This is a genomic window from Pseudomonas sp. S3E12 (genome assembly GCF_001702295.1).
Classification (GTDB): Bacteria; Pseudomonadota; Gammaproteobacteria; order Pseudomonadales; family Pseudomonadaceae; genus Aquipseudomonas; species Aquipseudomonas marginalis.
Genome location: NZ_MBDT01000022.1, coordinates 458,828 through 480,366, shown reverse-complemented (window position 1 = coordinate 480,366; position 21,539 = coordinate 458,828). Strand labels below are relative to the sequence as shown.

The following is a 21,539-nucleotide window of genomic DNA, read 5'->3' as shown; positions in this document are numbered from 1 at the left end:
TCATGACTATCTTGGTAATCGCAGAACACGACAATAAGGTGCTGGCCCCGGCCACCCTGAACACTGTTGCTGCTGCCGCTAAAATCGGTGGCGACATCCACGTACTGGTTGCCGGTCAAGGCGCTGGCGCCGTGGCTGAGGCTGCAGCCAAAGTGGCTGGCGTGAGCAAAGTACTGCTGGCCGACAACGCCGCTTACGCTCACCAACTGCCGGAAAACGTTGCCCCCCTGGTAGCAGAGCTGGGCGCTGGCTACAGCCACATCCTGGCTGCCGCTACCTCCAACGGCAAAAACATCCTGCCACGCGTTGCCGCGCAGCTGGACGTTGACCAGATCTCCGAGATCATCTCGGTAGAAAGCGCCGACACCTTCAAGCGCCCGATCTACGCCGGTAACGCCATTGCCACCGTGCAATCGACCGCTGCCGTCAAAGTCATCACCGTGCGTGCCACCGGTTTCGATCCGGTTGCCGCCGAAGGTGGCTCGGCTGCCGTTGAAGCCGTCTCCGCGGCCCACGACGCTGGCACCTCCAGCTTTGTCGGCGAAGAGCTGGCCAAGTCGGACCGTCCTGAGCTGACCGCTGCCAAGATCGTCGTTTCCGGCGGCCGTGGCATGCAGAACGGCGACAACTTCAAGCACCTGTACGCCCTGGCCGACAAGCTCGGCGCTGCGGTCGGCGCCTCCCGCGCGGCCGTCGACGCAGGCTTCGTACCCAACGACATGCAGGTCGGCCAGACCGGCAAGATCGTTGCGCCACAGCTGTACATCGCCGTCGGTATCTCCGGCGCGATCCAGCACTTGGCCGGTATGAAAGACTCCAAGGTGATCGTCGCGATCAACAAAGACGAAGAAGCACCGATCTTCCAGGTAGCCGATTACGGCCTGGTGGCGGACTTGTTCGAAGCCGTACCTGAGTTGGAGAAGCTGGTCTAATCCAGCCGCTTCACTTATAAAGAGCCCGGTCTAGTGACCGGGCTTTTTTTGGCCCGGGCTTTTTTGAACGCCGGAGAAACCGCCATGGAACTGCGCCCCTGGGCCGTACTGCTGGGACTTACGCTGCTGCCGAGCCTGACCCAGGCAGCCGGCAAATGTGATCGCCTGGTGATCACCGGCAGCCCGGACGCACCGCCGCTGCTGTGGCGTGACCCCCAAGACCCGACGCACCTGATCGGCGCCACCGCCGATGTCTTGCAACAGGTAGCCAAGGAGCTTGGGTTGAAAATCGACCTGCTCTACGGCGGTAAGCGTTCCCTGGCCCTGGACGAAGTGCGCAGCGGGCGCATGGATATCCTCGCCGATGCACCGCTGAACCTTGGCGAGCTGGAAACCCTCGACTACATCCACCCCGCGCTGGTACAGCTCGATTATCTGGTCTGGACCCGCAAGGATTCGGCGCTGGCCTATACCACGGCGGCGGACCTGCATGGCCACAAGGGTGCAGTGTCGGAACGTGCGCGCTTGAGCCGCGACTTTGAAACCTTCGCCGGCCAGCAACTGACCCTGCAACGCCTGCCCACGTTGACCCCGGCCTTCCAGAAACTGCTGCTGGGGGAAGTGGACTACGTGCTGGCCGGGCGTTACTCCGGCATGGCCATGGCCCAGACATTAGGGATGAGCAATGACCTGGTCGCCCGCGACGTGCCCGTCGATCAGCCCGGCCTGTACCTGGCGATTTCCCACAACTCGGCCTGCAATGATCCGTGGCTGCGCGGACAGCTGGCCAAAAAGATGACAGAATTGCCCGGGTCTGGTGTGACGGAAGCCGCGCTGCAGCGCAATCTGGAGCGTTGGAAAGCGCAATTGCAACAACCCGTCGGCACCCCAACAAAGTAGGGATTTTCAGTGACTCTTCGACCTTTTTTCGCGGCCCTCGCCGTTGTCGCTCTGGCGGGATGTGCAGCCGATCCTGCGCCGAATGAACAAATTCGCCTCACCCAGCAAGCCCTGGAACAAGCCAACGCCGTGGGCGCCAGCGCCGATGAATCACCCGAACTGAAACTGGCCGAGGACAAATTCGCCCAGGCCAAGGCCGACATGGCCGAGCAATCCTACAAGGACGCGCGCATGCAGGCCGAACAGGCCGAGCTGGATGCGCGCCTGGCCGAAGCCCAGGTGCTGACCCGCAAGAGCCAGGAACAACTGAACGTGCTCAACACCCGCATCACGCGCCTGCGCAAGCAATTGCAGCTGGGAGAAGCCCAATGAACCCGATGATCCGTGGTCTGGGCTGTGTCGTGCTGCTGGGCAGTGCGGCACTGGGCGGTTGTGCCAGCCACCCCAGTGGCGAACAGGCCTTGCAACAGGCGGGCAGCGACTTCCAGAAGGTCAAGGAAGACGCCAACGTGCTGCGTATCGCACCCAAGGACGTGATCCGCGCCGGTGAATCCCTGGCGCGGGCCGACCGCTTGTCCAGTTACTGGGGCAGCGGCCCCGACGTGGTGCATTACGCCTACCTGAGCCAGCGCTACAGTGCCATCGCCCGCGAACACACCGAGCAGACACTTAACGAAGAGCGTGCCGCCAAGCTCGAACTGGAACGCCAGCGCCTGCAATTGGCCCTGCGCGAAAGCAAGCTGATCAGCGTTCAGCAGCAGGGTAAATGGCTCGAAGAACAGATCGCCAGCCTGACCACCACCCAGACCGATCGCGGCCTGGTGATGACCCTGGGCGACGTGCTGTTCGATACCGGTGAAGCGGAGTTGAAAAATTCGGCCAACCGCACTGTGTTGAAAATCGTGCAGTTCCTGCAACTGAACCCCAAGCGTGTGGTGCGCATCGAGGGGTACGCCGACAATACCGGTGGTCAGCAGGAAAACCTCAAACTGTCCCGTGATCGTGCGCAATCGGTGGCCGATGTGCTGGTGGACCTGGGGATCGATGAGAAGCGCATCCAGGTTGAAGGCTACGGCGACCAGTACCCGGTGGAAGCCAACGCCTCCGAGCGTGGCCGCGCGCAGAACCGTCGCGTGGAAATAGTGTTCTCCGACGAGAAGGGCCAGTTGGGCGCCGCTCGCTGAAGCCTTGCGCAAATCAAAAGTGTGGGAGGGGGCTACACCCCGATAGCGGTGGATCAGTCACTATTTTCGGCGACTGACACTCCGTCATCAGGAGCAAGCCCCCTCCCACATTGTTCTGTATACATCTGAGTATTCTCTCCACTCACCTTACAGTTTTTACTGTCACTCCCGCGCGCGCTCGACTATTGTGGCAACTGTCCCCGTACACTTCTAAACTGTGCTGGTATGTTTCACACAAAAATAAAATACCCGTGAAATCGAGTGCTGCGTCATGACCAATCTGTTGCTTTACCAACGTATCGCCCAGCAACTGGCTGAGGACATCCGTCGCGGTGTCTATCAACCTGGCGAGCGCGTGCCCTCGGTGCGCAAGATGAGCTCCCAGCTCAATGTCAGCCACGCCACGGTATTGCAGGCCTACGCCAACCTGGAAGACCAGGGGTTGATCCGGGCACGGCCGCAGTCCGGTTACTACGTGCACCAGACGCCGGCGCTCACCGCTCCGACGCCGGACATCGCGCGGGTCGAGCGCCCGGGGTTGGTCACCCGCAGCAGCATTATCCAGCAGGTATTGGGCGAGTCGCGCCGCGAAGGTGTATTTCCCCTGGGCGCCGCCGTGCCGAGCGTCGACTATCTGCCGGTACGGGCGCTGCACCAGCAATTGGCCAAGGTCACGCGTTTCCAGAGCCCACGCGCCTTCAGCTACATGTTCAGCCCCGGTTTCGAGCCGCTGCGCCGCCAGGTGGCGATTCGCATGCGTGACGCCGGCGTGGTGGTGGACCCCTCCGAAGTGGTGATCACCCACGGCTGTGTTGACGCCTTGCAGATGTCCCTGCGGGTGCTGACACGCCCCGGCGACTTGATCGCGGCTGAATCGCCCACCTATTATGGCTTGCTGCAACTGGCCGACCTGTTGGGCCTAAAAGTCATCGAGATCCCCAGCGACCCGTCTACCGGCATGAGCCTGGAAGCCCTGCAACTGGCAGCCAACCAATGGTCGATCAAGGCCCTGGTGTTGACCACGCGCCTGAGCAACCCCTTGGGCGGCACCATGCCCGAGGAACGGCAGAAACAGTTGCTGCGCCTGGCCTCGGATTTCGATATCCAGATTGTCGAAGACGATATCTACGGCGAACTGATGTTCGAACTCGGCCGCACCAAGGCCCTCAAGGCCTACGACCGCCTGGACCGGGTCATCTATTGCTCTAGTTTCTCCAAGACCTTGTCGCCGGGCGTGCGCATCGGCTGGATGATCGCCGGCAAGTACCAGCAGGAAATCCAGCGTCTGCAAATGTTCAGCACCCACTCGGCCTGCAGCGTCACCCAGATGGGCGTGGCCGCGTACCTGGAGAACGGCGGCTACGACCGGCACCTGCGTTACATCCGCCAGGAATACCGCAAGAATCTCAGCGCCTTCCAACTGGCGGTGCAGCAGTATTTCCCGGAAGGCACTCAGATGACCCGTCCGACGGGCGGTTTTATCTTGTGGGTCAGTTTGCCAGGGCGGGTCAATACTCAGGAACTGCACGTGCGCGCCCTGCAACAGGGCATCAGCATTGCGCCGGGGTTGATCTTCAGCAATACCGAGCAGTTCAACCACTGTATTCGTCTGAACTGCGGCACACCGTGGAACCGCGAGGCAGAGCGAGCGCTGATGACCTTGGGGATGCTGGCCAGCCAGTTATGCCAGGAAACCGCAGCCGGCTTTTGAGGTGTTGAAAAGGGACAACGCCGATAGCTGGATGATCACCGTGCTTGTCATGCCGCGCACAACAAGCGAGCATATGGCCCTCTGCCGTTAATGCTGTAGGCAATATGACCTCAATTGTTCGCGCTGCTTTGGTGATTGGCCTGTTAAGCCTGTGTAACGTCGGCACAGCGCTGGCGGCGGCACCCGTGGCTGAAAACAAGCCCGCTGCCAACACCCGGCAGGATGCCCCGGTAAAAAAACCTTCCTCCGCCAAGCAAGCCCCCGTCACGAAGAAGCCAAACGCCACGGCGAAAAAGCGTGCGTCAACGGCGAAAAAATCCAAGTCAGCCCAGGAAGTGGCACAGACCAAACTGCCACCGGCACAGTTGGATTTGTCCCTGCCTTCGGACATGGTCAGGCACCTGCAGCCCCTGGGTACCGTGCCCAAGCCCAAGAGCGTTCCGTTGTTGCCGCCGATGTTCGGTGAAAAACCCACCGACAACAGTGCGTTCCAGATCAACGGCCGTTTGCTCAGCAATGAGATGAAGCTGCAATTGCGCAACGAAGAGCGCCGTGAAGTGGAAGGTGCCGCGTTGGAATTCGAGTTCAAGCAGTAAACTTTTTCCTAAGAAGTGACGCAGGCCATCGACCATCTGTCGCAGACTGGTCGGTCACTTTTGTTTTGTGCGAAAAACCCCTGTTAGACCATTTTAAAACGGCTGTTTAAGGGCGTACCCTAGCCCGGCCGTCCCTATTGAGTCGTCGAGGACCTGCTGGTCATGAATTGCCGTGAAGGCTGTGGCGCCTGCTGCATCGCTCCCTCCATCAGTTCACCGTTACCCGGGATGCCCAATGGCAAACCGGCGGGCGAACGCTGCCTGCACCTGTCGGTCGAACAGCTGTGCCAACTGTTCGGCCGACCGGAGCGCCCGGCCGTGTGCAGTGATTTCAAGGCGGATATCGATGTCTGCGGCACCGACCAGGCCGATGCGATCCGGTTGATCGGCTGGTGGGAGCAGATGACGGCGGCTTGATGGGCTTTACTATCGGAACTTCAACAATAAGGAATACAACAATGGGTTCGCTGAAACGAATGGCTGTGCTGTGCGGTTTTACCCTGGTATTTGCTGCCACTGCCCAGGCTGAGGATTGGCAGGTTGCCAAGGATGAAGACGGTATCAAGGTGTCCCTGATCGAAGTCGCTGGCTCCAAATACAAGGCCTATCGCGGTGTTACCGTGATCAAGGCGCCTGTCGCCAGGATCCAGGCCCTGCAGGAAGATGTGGCCGGCGCCTGCTCGTGGATTCATGAATGCAAATCCCAGAAGCTGGTGGACAAGAAAGGCGATGAGGCCTGGACCTACACCCAGTTCAAGGCGCCGTTCCCGGTGACCGATCGTGATTCGTACATCCATGTCACCACCACCAAGGACGCCGACGGCAGCGTAACCCGCAAGCTGCAGGGCGTGCCGACCTACAAGCCCGAAGAAAAAGGCTACGTGCGTGTCGCTCAGGTCGAGGGCTTCTGGAAACTGGTCCCTAAAGGCGCCAATGAGACGGAAGTCACCTACCAGGTACACACCGAGCCAGGCGGCAGCGTACCGTCGTGGCTGGCCAACAAGTTCGTGGTGGACGCGCCGTTCAACACCTTGAAAGCCCTGAAGGAACACGCTGAAAAATAACTGCGCTTGATCCGGTGCCTCCTGAGGTGAGTGGAACGTTTGCCGAGCCCTCAAGGTCCAGATAGATGTAAGCCCACACATGGGTTTTATCGAGGAGGCACCGATGCAAAAGTGGCAGATTACCTTCGTTGATGATCACGGCGTACAGTCCGTGGAGCAGTTCACCTGCGAGCACAAGCCCAGCCTCGAAGATGCGGCACACATGATTCGCAACAAGCTGGTGCCCGTGGCCGCCGAACTGGACCTCAACGACCTTGAGGGCCGCAAGCCCGAGCCAACGGTCAAGATCCTCAAAGACCAGAACAGTATTCAGATCCTCGACATCTCTCCCGCCGCCTGAACATTCCCTGTATGCCATTCAAGCACCTCTGGTGGAGGTGATAGCTTCGCGCTACTCTGCAAGTGAGATCAGCGAATGAATCGCTAAGGTCTGGTCTTGTCAGCTACATGCTTGTTTTCCTGCGGTGCTGTACCTGCCGTAGTACCCGCGCCAGTAGGGCGCGGGCTTTGGGAAGCACGGAAAGTCTATCCATCGGTTTGAGGAGGACGTTTCATGAGCACAGCCTATCAAGAAGACATCAGCACCAACGTTCTGCGCCGCATGAAAGAAGGCGGCTTCGACTTTTCACGGTTCCACCCCATTGAGTTCTACGCCATTTTCCCGGATGAGGAACGGGCGCGCAGGGCCGCGGGTGAATTTCGTGGTGAGTCCCTGAATGCCCAGGTCAGTGCGCGCGACGATGGCGCCTGGTACTTGGAACTGAGCAAGATCATGTTTGCAACCTACGATGGCATAGGAGACTTCGAGCAAGACTTTGAAGCGGTGGTCGAGCCGCTGGGCGGAATCATTGAAGGTTGGGGCGTCAAGCAGGAGGTGCGTGGGTTACCCATGTAGCGCCATTGTATGAGCAGCACAGCGTATCGGCTGGCCTTAGGGTCGGCCGATTTTGTTTGCGGTATATGAAGGTTTGTGGAACTTGCGCCGCTCTTTCTTGCACAAAAAAAAGCCACCCGTAGAAAAGGGTGGCTGAAAGGGAAGACCGAAGGAGCCGGTCGGTACACGAGTGATCACGGTACCGATTACGCAATGGTTAAAGCTGTAGGACATGTCCTGTTCAGCGGATGGGGGCGATTATCCGCACGCTTCGACGGGCAGTGAAATCAACTCTGACTATGCTGTTGATAGCCAAAGGCTGCATTGCCATGAAGCGTGCAGCAGGGCAGCGGGCATTCTGCGCACCAGGACGGTGCGATCAGTTCTTTGCTTATATTTAACCCACTGATTTTTAAGTGTTTATGCCGCTGGCACGGGCCTTGCGATGGTTCTTGCGTCCGGGTGACAAGGAGTACGGCATGATCCGCACTTATTACGACGAAATGTACGATGGGGCAGGGCAGGTTCGCCCTCACTACCGCGAGTTCGCCCGCTGGTTGGCCGACACCCCCGCTGAACTGCTGGCCCAGCGCCGGCGCGAAGCCGACTTGCTGTTTCACCGTGCCGGGATCACCTTCACGCTTTACGGCGACGAGCAGGGCACCGAGCGCCTGATTCCGTTCGACACCATCCCCCGCAGCATTCCCGCCAGCGAATGGCGGATGGTCGAGCGTGGCTGCATCCAGCGGGTCAAGGCGCTGAACATGTTTCTCGCCGACCTCTATCATGAACAACGCATCATCAAGGCCGGGATCATTCCCGCCGAACAGGTACTGGCCAACGAGCAATACCAGTTGGCGATGCAGGGGTTGAACCTGCACCGCGACCTGTATTCCCACATCTCCGGAGTCGACCTCGTACGCGATGGCGACGGCACCTACTACGTGCTGGAAGACAACCTGCGTACACCCAGCGGCGTGAGCTACATGCTCGAAGACCGCAAGATGATGATGCGCCTGTTCCCCGAGCTGTTCGCCGCCCAGCGCATCGCGCCGATCGATCATTACCCCAACCTGCTGCTCGATACCCTGAAAAGCGCCAGCCCCCTGGATAATCCCAGCGTCGTGGTACTGACCCCGGGACGCTTCAACAGCGCGTTTTTCGAGCATGCATTTTTAGCCCGGGAAATGGGGGTGGAGTTGGTGGAAGGCGCGGACCTGTTCGTGCGCGATGACCGTGTGTTCATGCGCACCACCGACGGCCCCAAAGCCGTAGACGTGATCTACCGTCGCCTCGACGACGCATTCCTCGACCCACTGGCCTTCAACCCCGACTCCATGCTCGGCGTGCCCGGCCTGCTGGCGGCCTATCGCTCGGGCAATGTGGTGCTGGCCAATGCCATCGGCACCGGGGTGGCGGATGACAAGTCGGTGTACCCCTTTGTCACCGAGATGATCCGATTTTACCTGGACGAGGAACCGATCCTGCAGAACGTTCCCACATTCCAGTGCCGTAAGCCCGACGAGTTGTCCCACGTGCTGGCCAACCTGCCAGACCTGGTGGTGAAGGAAACCCAGGGCTCCGGCGGCTACGGCATGCTGGTGGGCCCAGCGTCCACGGCGGCGGAAATCGAAGCCTTCCGCGCGCGTATCAAGGCCAAGCCCCACGCCTATATCGCGCAGCCAACCCTGTGCTTGTCCACCTGCCCGACCTTTGTCGAAAACGGCATTGCACCGCGCCATATCGACCTGCGCCCCTTCGTGTTATCCGGCAAGGAAACCCGTGTGGTGCCCGGCGGTTTGACCCGTGTCGCGCTGCGTGAAGGGTCGCTGGTGGTCAATTCGTCCCAGGGCGGCGGCACCAAAGACACCTGGGTGGTCGAGGACTGATGCCATGTTGAGTAGAACTGCCTCGGATTTGTACTGGATGTCGCGCTACCTGGAACGCGCGGAAAACCTCGCGCGCATGCTCGATGTCAGTTATTCGCTGTCGCTGATGCCACAGGATGGGCGCGGTGATGGCCTGCATGAACTGGCCATGCCGTTGTTGATCACCGGCACGCTGGATGATTACCGCGAGCGCCACGGCGAATTGCACGCCGAACGCCTGCTGCATTTCTTCGCACTGGATGCGGCCAACCCGGCCAGCATCTACAGTTGTCTCGGTGCCGCGCGGGCCAGCGCCCATGCTGTGCGTGGGCGAATCACTGCCGACATGTGGGAAAACATCAACGCAACCTGGCTGGAGATTCGCGAAATCTCACAGCAGGGCCTCAGCCGCTACGGCATGAGCCGGTTCTGCGAGTGGGTCAAGGAGCGTTCCCATCTGTTCCGGGGGGCGACCTACGGCACCATCATGCGCAATGACGCCTTCCGTTTTATTCGGCTGGGTACGTTTATCGAGCGCGCCGACAACACCCTGCGCCTGCTGGATGCGCGCTATGAAATGGCCGGTGACCAGGCCGAAGCGGTCACCGATGGCACTGCCCACGCCTACTATCAATGGAGTGCCTTGCTGCGCGCGTTATCGTCGTTCGAGGCCTACACCGAGATCTACCGCGACGCCCCAGGTGCCCGGCAAGTCGCGGAGCTGTTGCTGTTGCGCGCCGATGTACCGCGCTCCCTGCGGGCCTGCAGCGAAGAGATCGACCAGATCCTCGCCAGCCTGCCCGGCATCAATGGCCGTCCGGCCCAGCGCCTGGCGGCCGAGATGGACGCGCGCCTGCGGTTTACCGCGATCGATGAAATCCTCGAGGAAGGCCTGCATGCCTGGCTGACCGACTTTATCCCCTTGGTCCGCCAGTTGGGCGACGCCATCTACAGTTCCTACCTGGAGGCCGCATGAGACTCTCCATCAGCCACGAAACCACCTACCACTACGAAGACCAGGTACGCGCCAGCATCCAGTACCTGCGCCTCACGCCCCACGACAGCGAGCGCCAGCATGTGCTCAGTTGGCAACTGGACCTGCCTCGCCCGGTGCGCGCGCAGATCGACCCGTTCGGCAACATCCTGCACGTGCTGACCCTGGACGAACCCCACGACGCCATCATCATTGGCGCCCGTGGCCAGGTGGATATCGATGAGCTGCGTGAGGCTGAACACGAGAGCCAGTCAGCCTTTCCGTTCCTGCGCTGCACCCGCCTGACCGAGCCCGACGAAGCCCTGCGCGCCTTCGCGCAACAGCATTGCCACCAGCGTCGTGATCGCACGGCCCTGATCGACCTGATGCACGCCCTCAACCAGTCGATGGTCTACACGCCCGGCGCCACCGAAGTCGACACCTGCGCCGCCCAGGCCTTCGCAGGGCGGGCGGGGGTGTGCCAGGACCATACCCATGCGTTCCTGGCCTGCGCGCGCAGCCTGGGCATTCCTGCGCGGTATGTGTCGGGGTATTTGTACACGGAAGACAGTACTCACCTGGCCAGCCACGCCTGGGCAGAAGCCTGGCTGGATGACGCCTGGTACAGCTTTGACGTGACCAACCAACTGGCCCGGCCGGAGCGGCATTTGAAACTGGCCGTGGGCCTGGACTACCTCGACGCTTGCCCGGTACGCGGCATGCGCCGTGGCGGTGGGCATGAGCAGATGCATGCCAAGGTGTTCGTGGCGCCGACGCCGGTGGTCCTGGTCCAGCAGCAATAACCCGCTCGCCACCGAGATCAGGCTGGGTTCAGGGGTGTTGCTTACGCCCCGCCATATGCTTCAAGTACCCCACCAGCAATTCCAGCTCGCTGTCAGGCAACACGCTGGCGGCGAACGCTGGCATCTTCGCCTGCGGCCAGTGCCTCAGGCTCTGCGGGTCGCGGATATAGCGCTTGAGGAAGTCGCCGCTGAAATATTCCGTAGGGTTGTAGGGAACATTCAGGTCCGGCCCCACCTGTGCATCGCCGGCGCCATTGAGGCGGTGACAGGCCAGGCAGTTCTTTTGGAACAGCGCAAAGCCCTGGTTGACCGGATCATCCGCCGCCAACCTCGGGTCGGGCAACAGCGCCGGAAAACGTTCGGCCACCGTCTTCAACTGCTTGATCGCGGAGATCTGGAACGGCCACTGCTCCGGGCTGATATGCCCGGCCTGCGGATCGGTCCACACCAGGTAGAACGGCCCGGCACTCGGCTTGCCGTCTGCCAACGGGGGCCATGGGTGGTCCGGGTCTTCCACGGCCAGCCAGGCGCGGGCGCCGTTTTTTTGCAGCAACGGTGCCGCCGTCAGTTCGGCGGCGAAGCCATCCAGGGCAACGGCTTGCAGATGATTATCGGGCTGTAGGCCCGGCAGGAGCACTGCCAGCGGTACTGCGCGATAGGTCATGTTGCGCTTGTAGGAAACGTCATCGACGACCTGCACTGTCTGCGCATCCGGATGCTTGAGCAGGTCGGCGGTCTGCCAGGTCTTGCGGCTGTGATCCAGCTCGACGGTCAATTGCGCCGCCGAAGCGGGCAGGGCGAGCAACAAGGCAAGGAATGCGAAGAACGGTTTCAAGACGGCGGCCCCGTGTTAAGTGGCGATAGGGCCCACGATAGCGGAAAAGTGCAGGTAAAAAGGCAGCCCCTGCAACAGGATCGCTATGCACGAAGTCCCGGCAGGTGCTGCCAAAAGCGGTAATCCTGAGGTACAGAACAGGCTCAAGAAGAGGTCACCCAATGACCTTGGTCAAGTTGGGCAAGATCAGAATCAATGTGGTGGCGAACAGAATAAGTCCCGCCTGACGTACTTTCGAATGTTTGAACATGGCTGACTGCCTTTTGTTGTTATTCCTGAGCGTCAAATGCGTGCCGTTGAATATGAGTATCGCAATGTGACGTGTCGCTTTTCTTACAGCTGCTCCAGCAAAACCCGGCAGCAACTTCTTACTGATTGAACCTTAGAGCCCTCGTTCTGCGCGGCTTAGACCCATTTCATATCACCTGATCAGCATTTCAGCTTAAAAAGGCATGAGGCATAACGCCATCTTGGCGCCAATGCCTTGGCTAGACAGCTAAAACGATTAATCCAGCAATTACCTTAGGTGCCTACCGTTCGTCCGAGCGTGGCGGTCAAAAGCAATGAGCGCATCCGTCATTGAAACCGTGTCAATCGGGCCTAAGGTAAGGGCATTACTGCGCAATGGTTCGAGGATGTCATGACCCAAGCTTTGATCTTTGATGCGATACGCACCCCCCGCGGCAAAGGCAAGGCCGACGGTGCCCTGCACAGCATCAAGCCGGTAAACCTGGTGGCCGGCCTGCTCACCGCGCTGGGGCAACGCAACGACCTCGACACCCAGCAGGTGGATGACATCGTGCTCGGCTGCGTTACCCCCGTGGGCGACCAGGGCGCCGACATCGCCAAGACCGCCGCCCTGGTGGCGGACTGGGCCGTCAGCGTCGCCGGTGTACAGATCAACCGCTTCTGCGCCTCGGGCCTGGAGGCGGTTAACCTCGGCGCGATGAAAGTGCGTTCCGGCTTTGAGGACCTGGTGGTGGTCGGCGGCGTGGAGTCCATGTCCCGCGTGCCCATGGGCAGCGATGGCGGGGCCTGGGTGCTCGACCCGCAGACCAACATGCACAGCCACTTCACGCCCCAGGGTATCGGCGCCGATCTGATCGCCACCCTGGAAGGTTTCACCCGCGAGGATGTCGATACCTTTGCCCTACAGTCCCAGCAGAAAGCCGCCAGGGCGCGTGCAGACGGTTCCTTCAACAAGTCGTTGATCGCGGTGCAGGACCAGAACGGCATCGTGCTGCTGGACCATGATGAATTCATTCGCGCCGATTCCACCCTCGAAGGCCTGGGCAAGCTCAAGCCCAGCTTCGAAATGATGGGGCAGATGGGCTTCGACGCCACCGCGTTGCGGGTCTACAGCCATGTGGAACGCATCCACCACGTCCACACACCAGGCAACAGCTCCGGCATTGTCGACGGCGCCGCATTGATGTTGATCGGCTCCGAAGCGAAGGGCCGCGAGCTGGGCCTGCAACCGCGGGCGCGCATCGTCGCCACGGCCGTCACTAGCACCGACCCGACCATCATGCTCACAGGCCCGGCGCCGGCCACCCGTAAAGCGCTGGCCAAGGCCGGTTTGCGCGTAGAAGACATCGACCTGTTCGAGGTCAACGAAGCCTTTGCCTCGGTGGTGCTCAAGTTCATCAAGGACATGGGCATCGACGCCGAACGCGTCAACGTCAACGGCGGCTCCATCGCCATGGGCCACCCGTTGGGCGCCACGGGTTGCGCGATCCTCGGCACCCTGCTCGACGAACTGGAGGTGCGCCAGCAGCGCTACGGCCTGGCCACCCTGTGTGTCGGCGGCGGCATGGGCATCGCCACTATTATCGAACGCCTCTGAGCCCAAGGAATTTGTCATGACCGCTGCCATTCGTTACGAAAAAGGCCAGGACCAGATCGTGGTGCTGACCCTCGACATGCCCGGCCAGAGCGCCAACACCATGAACGCCGCGTACCGTGAGGCGATGGCGGCCACCGTCGCACGCCTGCAAGCGGAAAAGGACGACATTGCCGGCGTGGTTATCACCTCGGCGAAGAAGACCTTTTTCGCCGGCGGCGACCTCAATGAACTGATCAAGGTCGACAAGGCCCACGCCAAGGATTTCTACGCCAGCGTCCTGGTGTTGAAGGCGCAACTGCGCAGCCTGGAAACCCTCGGCAGGCCGGTGGTGGCCGCCATCAATGGCGCAGCCCTCGGCGGCGGTTGGGAGATCTGCCTGGCGTGTCACTACCGCGTCGTGCTGGATGACAAGTCGGTGCAGCTCGGTTTGCCGGAGGTCACCCTTGGCCTGCTGCCAGGCGGCGGTGGCGTAGTGAGGATGGTGCGCATGCTGGGGCTGGAGAAGGCCTTGCCGTATTTGCTCGAAGGCAAGAAAGTCCGGCCCCGGCAAGCGCTGCAAGCCGGGTGGGTGGATGAGCTGGCGGCGGATCGCACGGAGCTGCTGGCCAAATCCCGCGCATGGATTCTCGCCAATCCGCAGGCCAGTCAGCCGTGGGACAACAAGGCCTATCAGATTCCCGGTGGTACGCCGTCTCACCCGAAAGTGGCGCAAATGCTCGCCATCGCACCGTCGATTTTGCGCAGCAAAACCAATGGCTGCTTCCCGGCCCCGGAGAAAATCCTCTGCGCCGCCGTGGAGGGCGCGCAGGTGGATTTCGACACCGCGCACGTGATTGAAACCCGCTACTTCACCGAATTGGTCACCGGGCAGGTGGCGAAAAACATGATTGGCACCTTCTGGTTCCAGCTCAATGAAATCAACGCCGGTAGCTCGCGGCCTCAGGGCTTTGCGCCTTACGTGACGCGTAAGGTCGGAGTGCTCGGCGCCGGGATGATGGGCGCGGGCATCGCCTATGTCAGCGCCTGTGCGGGCATCGAAGTCGTGCTCAAGGACATCAACCTGGCAGCCGCCGAGAAGGGCAAGGCACATTCGGCGGCGCTGTTGGACAAGAAGGTCAGCCGTGGGCAATTGACCGCCGAGCAGCGCGAAAGCACCCTCGCGCGGATTCATCCTACGGCTTCAGATACTGATCTGGTCGGCTGCGACCTGATCATCGAGGCCGTGTTCGAAGACCGCGAACTCAAGGCCAAGGTCTCGGCTGCCGCACACAGTGTGGTCGGCGCCGACGCGGTGATCGCCTCCAACACGTCCACCTTGCCCATCAGCGGCCTGGCCACGGCGGTGCCGGATCAAGGCAAGTTCATCGGCCTGCATTTCTTCAGCCCGGTGGACAAGATGCCCCTGGTGGAAATTATCAAGGGCGCCCGCACTTCGGACGAAACCCTGGCCCGAGGTTTCGATTTCGTCCTGCAAATCAAGAAAACTCCGATCGTGGTCAACGACAGCCGTGGGTTCTTCACCTCGCGGGTGTTCGGCACCTTCACCAATGAAGGCATCGCCATGTTGGGCGAAGGCGTGGCTGCGCCGATGATCGAGACCGAGGCGCGCAAGGCGGGTATGCCGGTGGGGCCGTTGGCGGTGTCCGACGAAGTGTCCCTCAGCCTGATGAGCCATATCCGCCAGCAGGCTGCCAAGGATCTGCAGGCGGAAGGTATAACAGTGCCGAGCCATCCGGCGACGGTGGTGATTGATCTGTTGGTGAACGAGTACAAACGCGCGGGCAAGGCGGCGGGGGGAGGTTTCTACGAGTACCCGGCGGGCGGGCAGAAGCATTTGTGGCCTGAATTGAAAGCGCGCTTTGAGCGAGCCGACCAGCAGATTTCAGCGCAGGATGTGCGCGACCGTTTGCTGTTCATCCAGGCCATCGAGACCGTGCGCTGCGTAGAGGAGGGTGTGTTGATGTCCACTGCCGACGCCAACGTGGGGTCGATCTTCGGGATCGGCTTTGCCGCCTGGAGTGGTGGCGCGTTGCAGTTTATCAACCAGTACGGCCTCAACGACTTTATCGCCCGCGCCCGCTACCTGGCCGAACAGTATGGGGAGCGGTTCTCGCCGCCGGCGTTGTTGCTCGACAAAGCGGCGCAGAACACGACCTTCTGACGGTTTTGGGCATGTACAGGGCTTGCCTTGTCAGGGTATTTCAAGGCAGGCTCTGGGGTGTGCATTATTCCCATCACCGTGTCAGGTATTTTTTATGTCGCTACGCGTCTGTATCCTGGAAACCGATATCCTGCGTCCAGGCTTGATCGATCAATACCAAGGCTACGGGCAGATGTTCAAGCGCCTGTTCTCCAAGCAGCCGATTGCCGCCGAATTTGTTGTGTACAACGTGGTGCAGGGCGAATACCCGTCGGACGACGAAGTGTTCGACGCCTACCTGGTGACCGGCAGCAAGGCGGATTCCTTCGGCACCGACCCCTGGATCCAGACCCTCAAGACCTACCTGCTCGAACGCTATGAGCGCGGCGATAAGTTGCTGGGCATCTGCTTCGGCCATCAATTGCTGGCGCTGCTGCTGGGCGGCAAGGCCGAGCGCGCGGGGCAGGGCTGGGGCATGGGCATTCACGATTACAAACTGGATACCCAGGCGCCGTGGATGAGCCCTGAAGTGCCAGAGCTGACGCTATTGATCAGCCACCAGGACCAGGTCACCACCTTGCCGGACAATGCCACGGTCATCGCCTCCAGCGAGTTTTGCCCGTTCGCCGCCTATCACATCGGCGACCAGGTGCTGTGCTTCCAGGGGCATCCGGAATTTATCCATGACTATTCCCGCGAGTTGCTGGAGATTCTTCAGACAACCCTGGGTGAAAAAGTCTACACAAACGGCGTGGCCAGCCTGGCGCGCGACCACCACGGCGTCACCGTGGCGGAATGGATGATGCGTTTCGTGGCGCACAAGCCTGAAGCCCGGGTTTAAAGCCAGCCCGAGCGTTTGAAACTGGCCCACAAGCCGGTGCAACCGAACGCAATAAACCCGAGCACCGCAAAATAGCCGTAGTGCCATTGCAGCTCGGGCATGTTCTGGAAGTTCATCCCATAAATCCCCGCCACCGCGGTGGGGAACGCCAGGATCGCCGCCCACGCGGCAAACTTGCGCTGCACCACGCTCTGGCGCGACGCTTCGAGCAATACACCGATCTCGATGGTCTGGCTGGCGATATCGCGCAGGGTGGTGAGGTCTTCCATCTGCCGCGTGACGTGGATCTGCACGTCACGGAAATACGGGCGCATGTTCTTGTCGATAAACGGGAAGCTCAGCTTCTGCAGTTCCTGGCTGATCTCCACCATCGGCGCCACATAGCGCTTGAGTCGCAGCACGTCGCGGCGCAGGCCATGGATCTTCTGGATATCGCGCTCGCTCAGCGAGCTGCACAGCACGTTGTGCTCCAGTTCATCGATCTCGGCGTGGATCGCCTCGCTGACCGGCTGGTAGTTCTCGGTGACAAAATCCAGCAGGGCATAGAGTACGAAATCTTCCCCATGCTCCAGCAATAATGGCCGTGCCTCACAGCGTTGCCGAACAAAGCCGTAGGACGCCGAGTGGCCGTTGCGCGCAGTGATGATGTAGCCGTTGCCGGCGAAGATATGGGTCTCGATAAACTCCAGCTTGCCGTTCTCGCGCACCGGTGAATAAGTGACGATAAACAGTGCGTCGCCGAAGGTTTCCAGCTTGGGGCGGCTGTGTTTTTCCAGGGCATCTTCGATGGCCAGTTCATGCAGGTTGAACTGGCGTTGCAGGTTGGCCAACTCCTGGGCGTTGGGCTCTTCCAGGCCGATCCACACAAAGTGCCCGGGTTTTGCGGCCCAGGCCGCGCCTTCGTCGAGGGTGATATCAGTGACTTTCTTTCCGGCGCTGTACACGGCGGCCGCAACAACTCTACCCATGGTGCTGATCACTTCTTATTAGGAGGACAGGTGTTGGGCAGCTTAGCTTGAATGACGTTCCGTTGCGGCGTTTGCAGGTGCTCGCTTTTTGTGACGAGCAAGCTTGTTTGCGTGGGTAGGCCAGGCCCCCCGGAAGGTGTTCAGGCAGATTGCACTTCGCGATCCATCGCTGTAATGCACTCATCCATCTGCGCCTGACAGGTCTGCATCAACCGCGGGATGTCATCCGAAGTCAGGCCCACAGTCGGAATCGGCGGCAGCGAGCGTATGAGCACATCACCGCTGTTCCAGCGATTGAGCTTCATATGGGTGACGTAATTGCTGACACACACCGGCACGATGGGCACGCCAGCGGCGATGGCCATATGAAACGCGCCTTTCTTGAACGGCAACAGGCCTTTGCCCAGGTTGCGCGTGCCTTCCGGAAACACCCAGATCGACGTGTCCTGATGCTGCAACGTATGAGTGGTGGTGAGCATCGCGCGACGTGCCTTGTGCGCATTGCCGCGGTCGATCAGCACATTGCCCGCCAGCCAGAACAACTGGCCGAACAGCGGTACCCATTTCAGGCTTTTTTTGGCGATACACACAGTGCGATGGGGCACCACGGTGCCCAGCACAAACAGGTCATAGTTGGACTGGTGGTTGGCGATGATCACGCACGTACCAGGTTTGTTGCGCAGGGAGTCGACATCGGTCTTCACCTTCAGCCGCAGGATCCACGTGGCCGGCAGCGCATAGAGGCGCGCACACAAGCGACTGTTGTCCGGGTTGAATGGCCGGCAGGCCCCGAGCAGTACGCCCAGTACACCGGCCACCATAAAGTGCAGGCCCATCAATAACATGCGTAACAGAAAAAGCATCGACACGGCCCATCGGGATAAAAGGTGGCGCAGTGTACGGATGTGCACTGAATTCGGCAATTACCCGTAAAGAGGTAGGAGATAGGCGATGTTTAAGCACATGTTTCAACATGTGCCGATATAGGCAGGCTAGAGCGGCTAAAGATGTTTCGGATTCATTTGTACGAAAAAGCCCGACGCAAGGTCGGGCTTCGATGTTTCGGTTGTAGGTATTAACTCAGGATATGGCCCTGATCCTGGATGATTGCCTCATCCAACGCCTCCAGCAGCGCCTTACGCACTTTCAGCTTGGTGTGCTTATGGGCATTCATATTCAGCTTCTTCAACTGACGTGCCGCTTCCAGCGCCGCCGCCTGCAGCTCTTCAGGTGCCACCACCTTGTCGAGGAAGCCGGCCTGCAACGCGCCTTGCGGGTCAAACATCTCGGCATTGATCACCGACCGATGAAACGCCGACTTACGCAGACGGTCCCGCGCCAACTCGATACCGGCGTGGTGCATGGTCATGCCGATCGCCACCTCATTCAGGCCAATACTGAACGGGCCTTCCACCCCAATCCGATAATCTGCCGACAACAACAGGAAAGCCCCCTTTGCCACCGCATGCCCAGGGCACGCCACAATCACCGGAAACGGGTGGGACAACAGGCGACGCGCCAACGTCGAACCCGACGTCACCAGGCCGATGGCTTCTTTAGGGCCGGCCGTCATCACCTTCAAATCATAACCACCCGACAGAATCCCCGGCGTGCCGGTGATCACCACCACCGCCCGATCTTTCTCGGCCTGGTCCAGCGCTGTATTGAACGCACTGACCACATCCGGAGAAATGGCATTCACCTTGCCGTTGCTCAGGGTCAGGGTCGCGATACCGTCTTCGAGGTGGTAAGCAATCAACTCACTCATGACGCGGTTCCTTGTAGGATTTGTTATAGAGAGGCTGTTTATAAAGGCGCATGCGCAGACGTTACCCACCACGCCCGCCCCGGTAAAGCGCCGTGACTGACTACCCAGTCAGACTTTCCCCGCAGGGAGAGCACTGGAAGGCCTGGGGCAGGGCGCAACACCGACCCCAGACACAGGCCGCCCATGCCCAAGAATGGCAGAATCACCACCCCTTGCCGGGCGCATCCCGGCATAGCCGTCTAACCGCATGAAAATTCTGAAAAAAACCTTTGCCATCAGAAAGGCTTTCGACTACATTAGCGCGCCTCGACAGACTGAACTGGTTTGACGAGATACGGTGAAGTGTCCGAGTGGCTTAAGGAGCACGCCTGGAAAGTGTGTATACAAGAAATTGTATCGAGAGTTCGAATCTCTCCTTCACCGCCAAATTCGATGTAAACAAAACCCCTGGTTTCTAAAGAAACCAGGGGTTTTGTGATTTCTGGGGTTTGAAACACTAACCTAATTCAAATCATTCGCTTGGTGTATCCATCCTTCGCCCTATGACGTCCAGCAAGTCACACCCATCGCGTAACGGGATTGAGCACAGTAAGGCAAAATCGCTGAGTACGACCGCATCGCTATTTATTTCACCGCGCAGCGCAAGGTTCTCTAGGACCTGTGTCACGGCACGCAGTCGATAGGTCGCGGCGTCGAGGAGGATTTCCAGTGGTGCGGTTGTATCGACAAAAAGCGCAGGTGTGGCACTGTCATTGCTGGTTAGGGCCATGTATTGGTTCATATGTGGAGCTCCGGTTGTCGAAGGGTAGCAACCACACATTTGTCGCCAAACAAAAGGGTGGCAGCTGTACGCAGGTTGGCGAACCGGGACAATCGGAAAAACCGGCAGACCCGAAGGTCTCCCACGCACAGCTACCATCGAGCAGCTTATTGCGCGCAGAAGCATCCCGCAAATCGCCGGGAGGCATCTGTCGATTTATCCTCGAGTCGCCAAACCCGATCGCCATTTCAGCGACCGAGGGACTATAGGCTGGGTGCTTTTGAAGTGGGAGAGTGGCGCTTCTGAGTGACTTGTAGGAAGTTGCTCAAATCTATTGTTGCTGCGCAATAGATCACCCCCCTCAATGCCTATGCCGATGATGCACATCCGGAAAATGCGCATGGCTGTGCCTCAGCGGACTGTGCACATGCACATGGCTATGGGGTTGCGCCGGATCCCACGAAAACCCGTGCTCATGCTGATGATGTTCATCATGCACATGCCGATGCCCGTGTTCCGTCGCGTCATGCTGATGTTCATGGGCATGCCGCTCCGTCAGGTGCAGCCAAACCCCCACGGCCATCAACGCTGAAGCAATCCAGAACGCCAGCGTCACTGACTCACCCAACAACAGCACCGCGATCGCGGCCCCCAGGAACGGCGCAGTCGAAAAATACGCCCCCGTGCGTGCACTGCCCAGTCCGCGCAACGCCAGTACGAACATCACCAGGCTGATGCCATAGCCCAGAAAGCCAACCAGCAAGATAGGCGCCAGCTGCGCCATGCCCGGAATCTGCGCCCCGAGATAAAGCGCCAACCCGCCATTCACCAGCCCCGCAATCAATCCCTTGGCCCCGGCGATAAACAGCGCGTCCGATGCAGACACCTTGCGTGTCAGGTTGTTATCGATCCCCCAGCACAGGCACGCCACGGCAACCGCCAGTGGCCCCGTCCAGTCATGGCTGGTGCCACCGCCGTCGGCCCCCGACAGCACCACGCCGCCCAGCACGATGGCGATCATCCCCAGGACGATGCGACGGTCGGCGTTTTCCCTGAACACGACCCAGGCGATAACGGCGGTCAGCACCGATTCCAGGTTGAGCATCAGGGAGGCGGTAGCGCCGGCGGTGCGGGTCAGGCCGAACATCAACGCGACGGGCCCGAGGATGCCGCCGAATGCGATGGCGCCGAGCAGCCAGGGCCATTCCGAAGGGGTTAGCCCGGAGGGTTTCCAGCCGCGATCACGAATAACGCGCACACCCGCGAGGCCGACGCCACTGCCAAGATAGAGCAGGCCGGCGAGCAGCACGGGCGAGAGGCCCAGGCCGAGGTGCTTGGCGAGCGGGGTGCTGGCGCCGAACAGGGCGGCGGCGGCGAGTGCGTAGAAGATACTGAGGTTCATGGGCCATCCTCGAAAGGTTGGCCCATGATACGTCGCGGGCTCAGGTTAAAGCTTGGGCGATTTGGGCAACGTCA

22 protein-coding genes and 1 tRNA gene are annotated in these 21,539 nt (G+C 60.2%); 17 read left to right on the top strand and 6 right to left on the bottom strand.

All coding sequences use genetic code 11. The features are described 5' to 3' along the window. Positions 1–2: 2 nt before the first annotated feature. The 13 genes from BB029_RS21585 to BB029_RS21525 all read left to right on the top strand — a co-directional run bounded on the left by BB029_RS21585 (position 3) and on the right by BB029_RS21525 (position 10,905). The gene (locus BB029_RS21585; RefSeq protein ID WP_027603632.1) at positions 3–932 is read left to right on the top strand and encodes an electron transfer flavoprotein subunit alpha/FixB family protein; all 930 of its coding nucleotides are present in this window, start codon (positions 3–5) and stop codon (positions 930–932) included. An 84-nt stretch (positions 933–1,016) separates the two neighbouring features. After that, complete coding sequence (locus tag BB029_RS21580; RefSeq protein WP_027603633.1) at positions 1,017–1,832, top strand: ABC transporter substrate-binding protein; 816 nt, start codon at positions 1,017–1,019, stop codon at positions 1,830–1,832. A gap of 9 nt (positions 1,833–1,841) precedes the next feature. Then, on the top strand, positions 1,842–2,204 hold the full coding sequence (locus BB029_RS21575; protein WP_027603634.1) for a DUF4398 domain-containing protein: 363 nt from the start codon (positions 1,842–1,844) through the stop codon (positions 2,202–2,204). Next, a complete protein-coding gene (locus tag BB029_RS21570; RefSeq protein ID WP_065940715.1) occupies positions 2,201–3,016 on the top strand; it encodes an OmpA family protein in 816 nt (271 codons plus the stop codon). Before BB029_RS21575 ends, BB029_RS21570 begins: the two co-directional genes overlap by 4 nt. 271 nt (positions 3,017–3,287) lie before the next feature. Further along, a complete protein-coding gene (locus BB029_RS21565) occupies positions 3,288–4,727 on the top strand; it encodes a PLP-dependent aminotransferase family protein (RefSeq protein WP_017527404.1) in 1,440 nt (479 codons plus the stop codon). A gap of 104 nt (positions 4,728–4,831) precedes the next feature. Then, complete coding sequence (locus BB029_RS21560; RefSeq protein WP_065940714.1) at positions 4,832–5,323, top strand: translation initiation factor 2; 492 nt, start codon at positions 4,832–4,834, stop codon at positions 5,321–5,323. Positions 5,324–5,485: 162 nt separating this feature from the next. Beyond that, positions 5,486–5,740 carry a YkgJ family cysteine cluster protein gene (locus BB029_RS21555; protein ID WP_065940713.1) on the top strand — a complete coding sequence of 85 codons (255 nt, stop codon included), beginning with the start codon at positions 5,486–5,488 and terminating at the stop codon, positions 5,738–5,740. A gap of 41 nt (positions 5,741–5,781) precedes the next feature. Next, on the top strand, positions 5,782–6,387 hold the full coding sequence (locus BB029_RS21550; protein WP_065940712.1) for an START domain-containing protein: 606 nt from the start codon (positions 5,782–5,784) through the stop codon (positions 6,385–6,387). Positions 6,388–6,490: 103 nt separating this feature from the next. Beyond that, positions 6,491–6,727: a hypothetical protein gene (locus tag BB029_RS21545; RefSeq protein WP_027603638.1), complete on the top strand. Its 237-nt coding sequence runs from the start codon at positions 6,491–6,493 to the stop codon at positions 6,725–6,727. 213 nt (positions 6,728–6,940) lie between these two features. After that, on the top strand, positions 6,941–7,282 hold the full coding sequence (locus BB029_RS21540) for a ribonuclease E inhibitor RraB (protein ID WP_015885395.1): 342 nt from the start codon (positions 6,941–6,943) through the stop codon (positions 7,280–7,282). A gap of 458 nt (positions 7,283–7,740) precedes the next feature. After that, a complete protein-coding gene (locus tag BB029_RS21535) occupies positions 7,741–9,150 on the top strand; it encodes a circularly permuted type 2 ATP-grasp protein (RefSeq protein WP_027603639.1) in 1,410 nt (469 codons plus the stop codon). A 4-nt stretch (positions 9,151–9,154) separates the two neighbouring features. Beyond that, a complete protein-coding gene (locus tag BB029_RS21530) occupies positions 9,155–10,105 on the top strand; it encodes an alpha-E domain-containing protein (protein WP_027603640.1) in 951 nt (316 codons plus the stop codon). Beyond that, positions 10,102–10,905, top strand: a complete 804-nt coding sequence (locus tag BB029_RS21525) for a transglutaminase family protein (RefSeq protein ID WP_065940711.1) — start codon at positions 10,102–10,104, stop codon at positions 10,903–10,905. Before BB029_RS21530 ends, BB029_RS21525 begins: the two co-directional genes overlap by 4 nt. Positions 10,906–10,933: 28 nt before the next feature. On the opposite strand, the gene BB029_RS21520 is transcribed toward BB029_RS21525, so the two are convergent. Beyond that, positions 10,934–11,740 carry a cytochrome c gene (locus BB029_RS21520; RefSeq protein ID WP_065940710.1) on the bottom strand — a complete coding sequence of 269 codons (807 nt, stop codon included), beginning with the start codon at positions 11,738–11,740 and terminating at the stop codon, positions 10,934–10,936. Positions 11,741–12,380: 640 nt separating this feature from the next. Between BB029_RS21520 and BB029_RS21515 the strand changes: the two genes are divergently transcribed. The 3 genes from BB029_RS21515 (at position 12,381) to BB029_RS21505 (ending at position 16,567) form a co-directional block, all read left to right on the top strand. After that, entirely contained in the window at positions 12,381–13,586 is a 1,206-nt protein-coding gene (locus BB029_RS21515) for an acetyl-CoA C-acetyltransferase (protein ID WP_065940709.1), read from the top strand. A 16-nt stretch (positions 13,587–13,602) separates the two neighbouring features. Continuing rightward, complete coding sequence (locus tag BB029_RS21510) at positions 13,603–15,747, top strand: 3-hydroxyacyl-CoA dehydrogenase NAD-binding domain-containing protein (protein ID WP_065940708.1); 2,145 nt, start codon at positions 13,603–13,605, stop codon at positions 15,745–15,747. 94 nt (positions 15,748–15,841) lie between these two features. Then, a complete protein-coding gene (locus BB029_RS21505; RefSeq protein WP_065940707.1) occupies positions 15,842–16,567 on the top strand; it encodes an amidotransferase in 726 nt (241 codons plus the stop codon). Here BB029_RS21505 and BB029_RS21500 read toward each other — a convergent pair. From BB029_RS21500 to BB029_RS21490, 3 genes are all read right to left on the bottom strand, one after another. Beyond that, on the bottom strand, positions 16,564–17,535 hold the full coding sequence (locus BB029_RS21500; protein ID WP_027603646.1) for a magnesium and cobalt transport protein CorA: 972 nt from the start codon (positions 17,533–17,535) through the stop codon (positions 16,564–16,566). The genes BB029_RS21505 and BB029_RS21500 overlap by 4 nt on opposite strands. Positions 17,536–17,675: 140 nt before the next feature. Next, a complete protein-coding gene (locus tag BB029_RS21495; RefSeq protein WP_065940706.1) occupies positions 17,676–18,398 on the bottom strand; it encodes a 1-acyl-sn-glycerol-3-phosphate acyltransferase in 723 nt (240 codons plus the stop codon). A 212-nt stretch (positions 18,399–18,610) separates the two neighbouring features. After that, positions 18,611–19,303: a crotonase/enoyl-CoA hydratase family protein gene (locus BB029_RS21490; protein ID WP_065940705.1), complete on the bottom strand. Its 693-nt coding sequence runs from the start codon at positions 19,301–19,303 to the stop codon at positions 18,611–18,613. A gap of 336 nt (positions 19,304–19,639) precedes the next feature. Between BB029_RS21490 and BB029_RS21485 the strand changes: the two genes are divergently transcribed. Next, positions 19,640–19,729: transfer RNA gene (locus BB029_RS21485), tRNA-Ser, on the top strand. Between the two features lie 85 nt (positions 19,730–19,814). Here the strand turns inward: BB029_RS21485 and BB029_RS21480 are convergent. Then, the gene (locus BB029_RS21480; RefSeq protein WP_065924801.1) at positions 19,815–20,084 is read right to left on the bottom strand and encodes a short-chain dehydrogenase; all 270 of its coding nucleotides are present in this window, start codon (positions 20,082–20,084) and stop codon (positions 19,815–19,817) included. A gap of 340 nt (positions 20,085–20,424) precedes the next feature. Further along, entirely contained in the window at positions 20,425–21,465 is a 1,041-nt protein-coding gene (locus BB029_RS21475; protein ID WP_065940704.1) for a DMT family transporter, read from the bottom strand. Between the last annotated feature and the right edge of the window lie 74 nt (positions 21,466–21,539).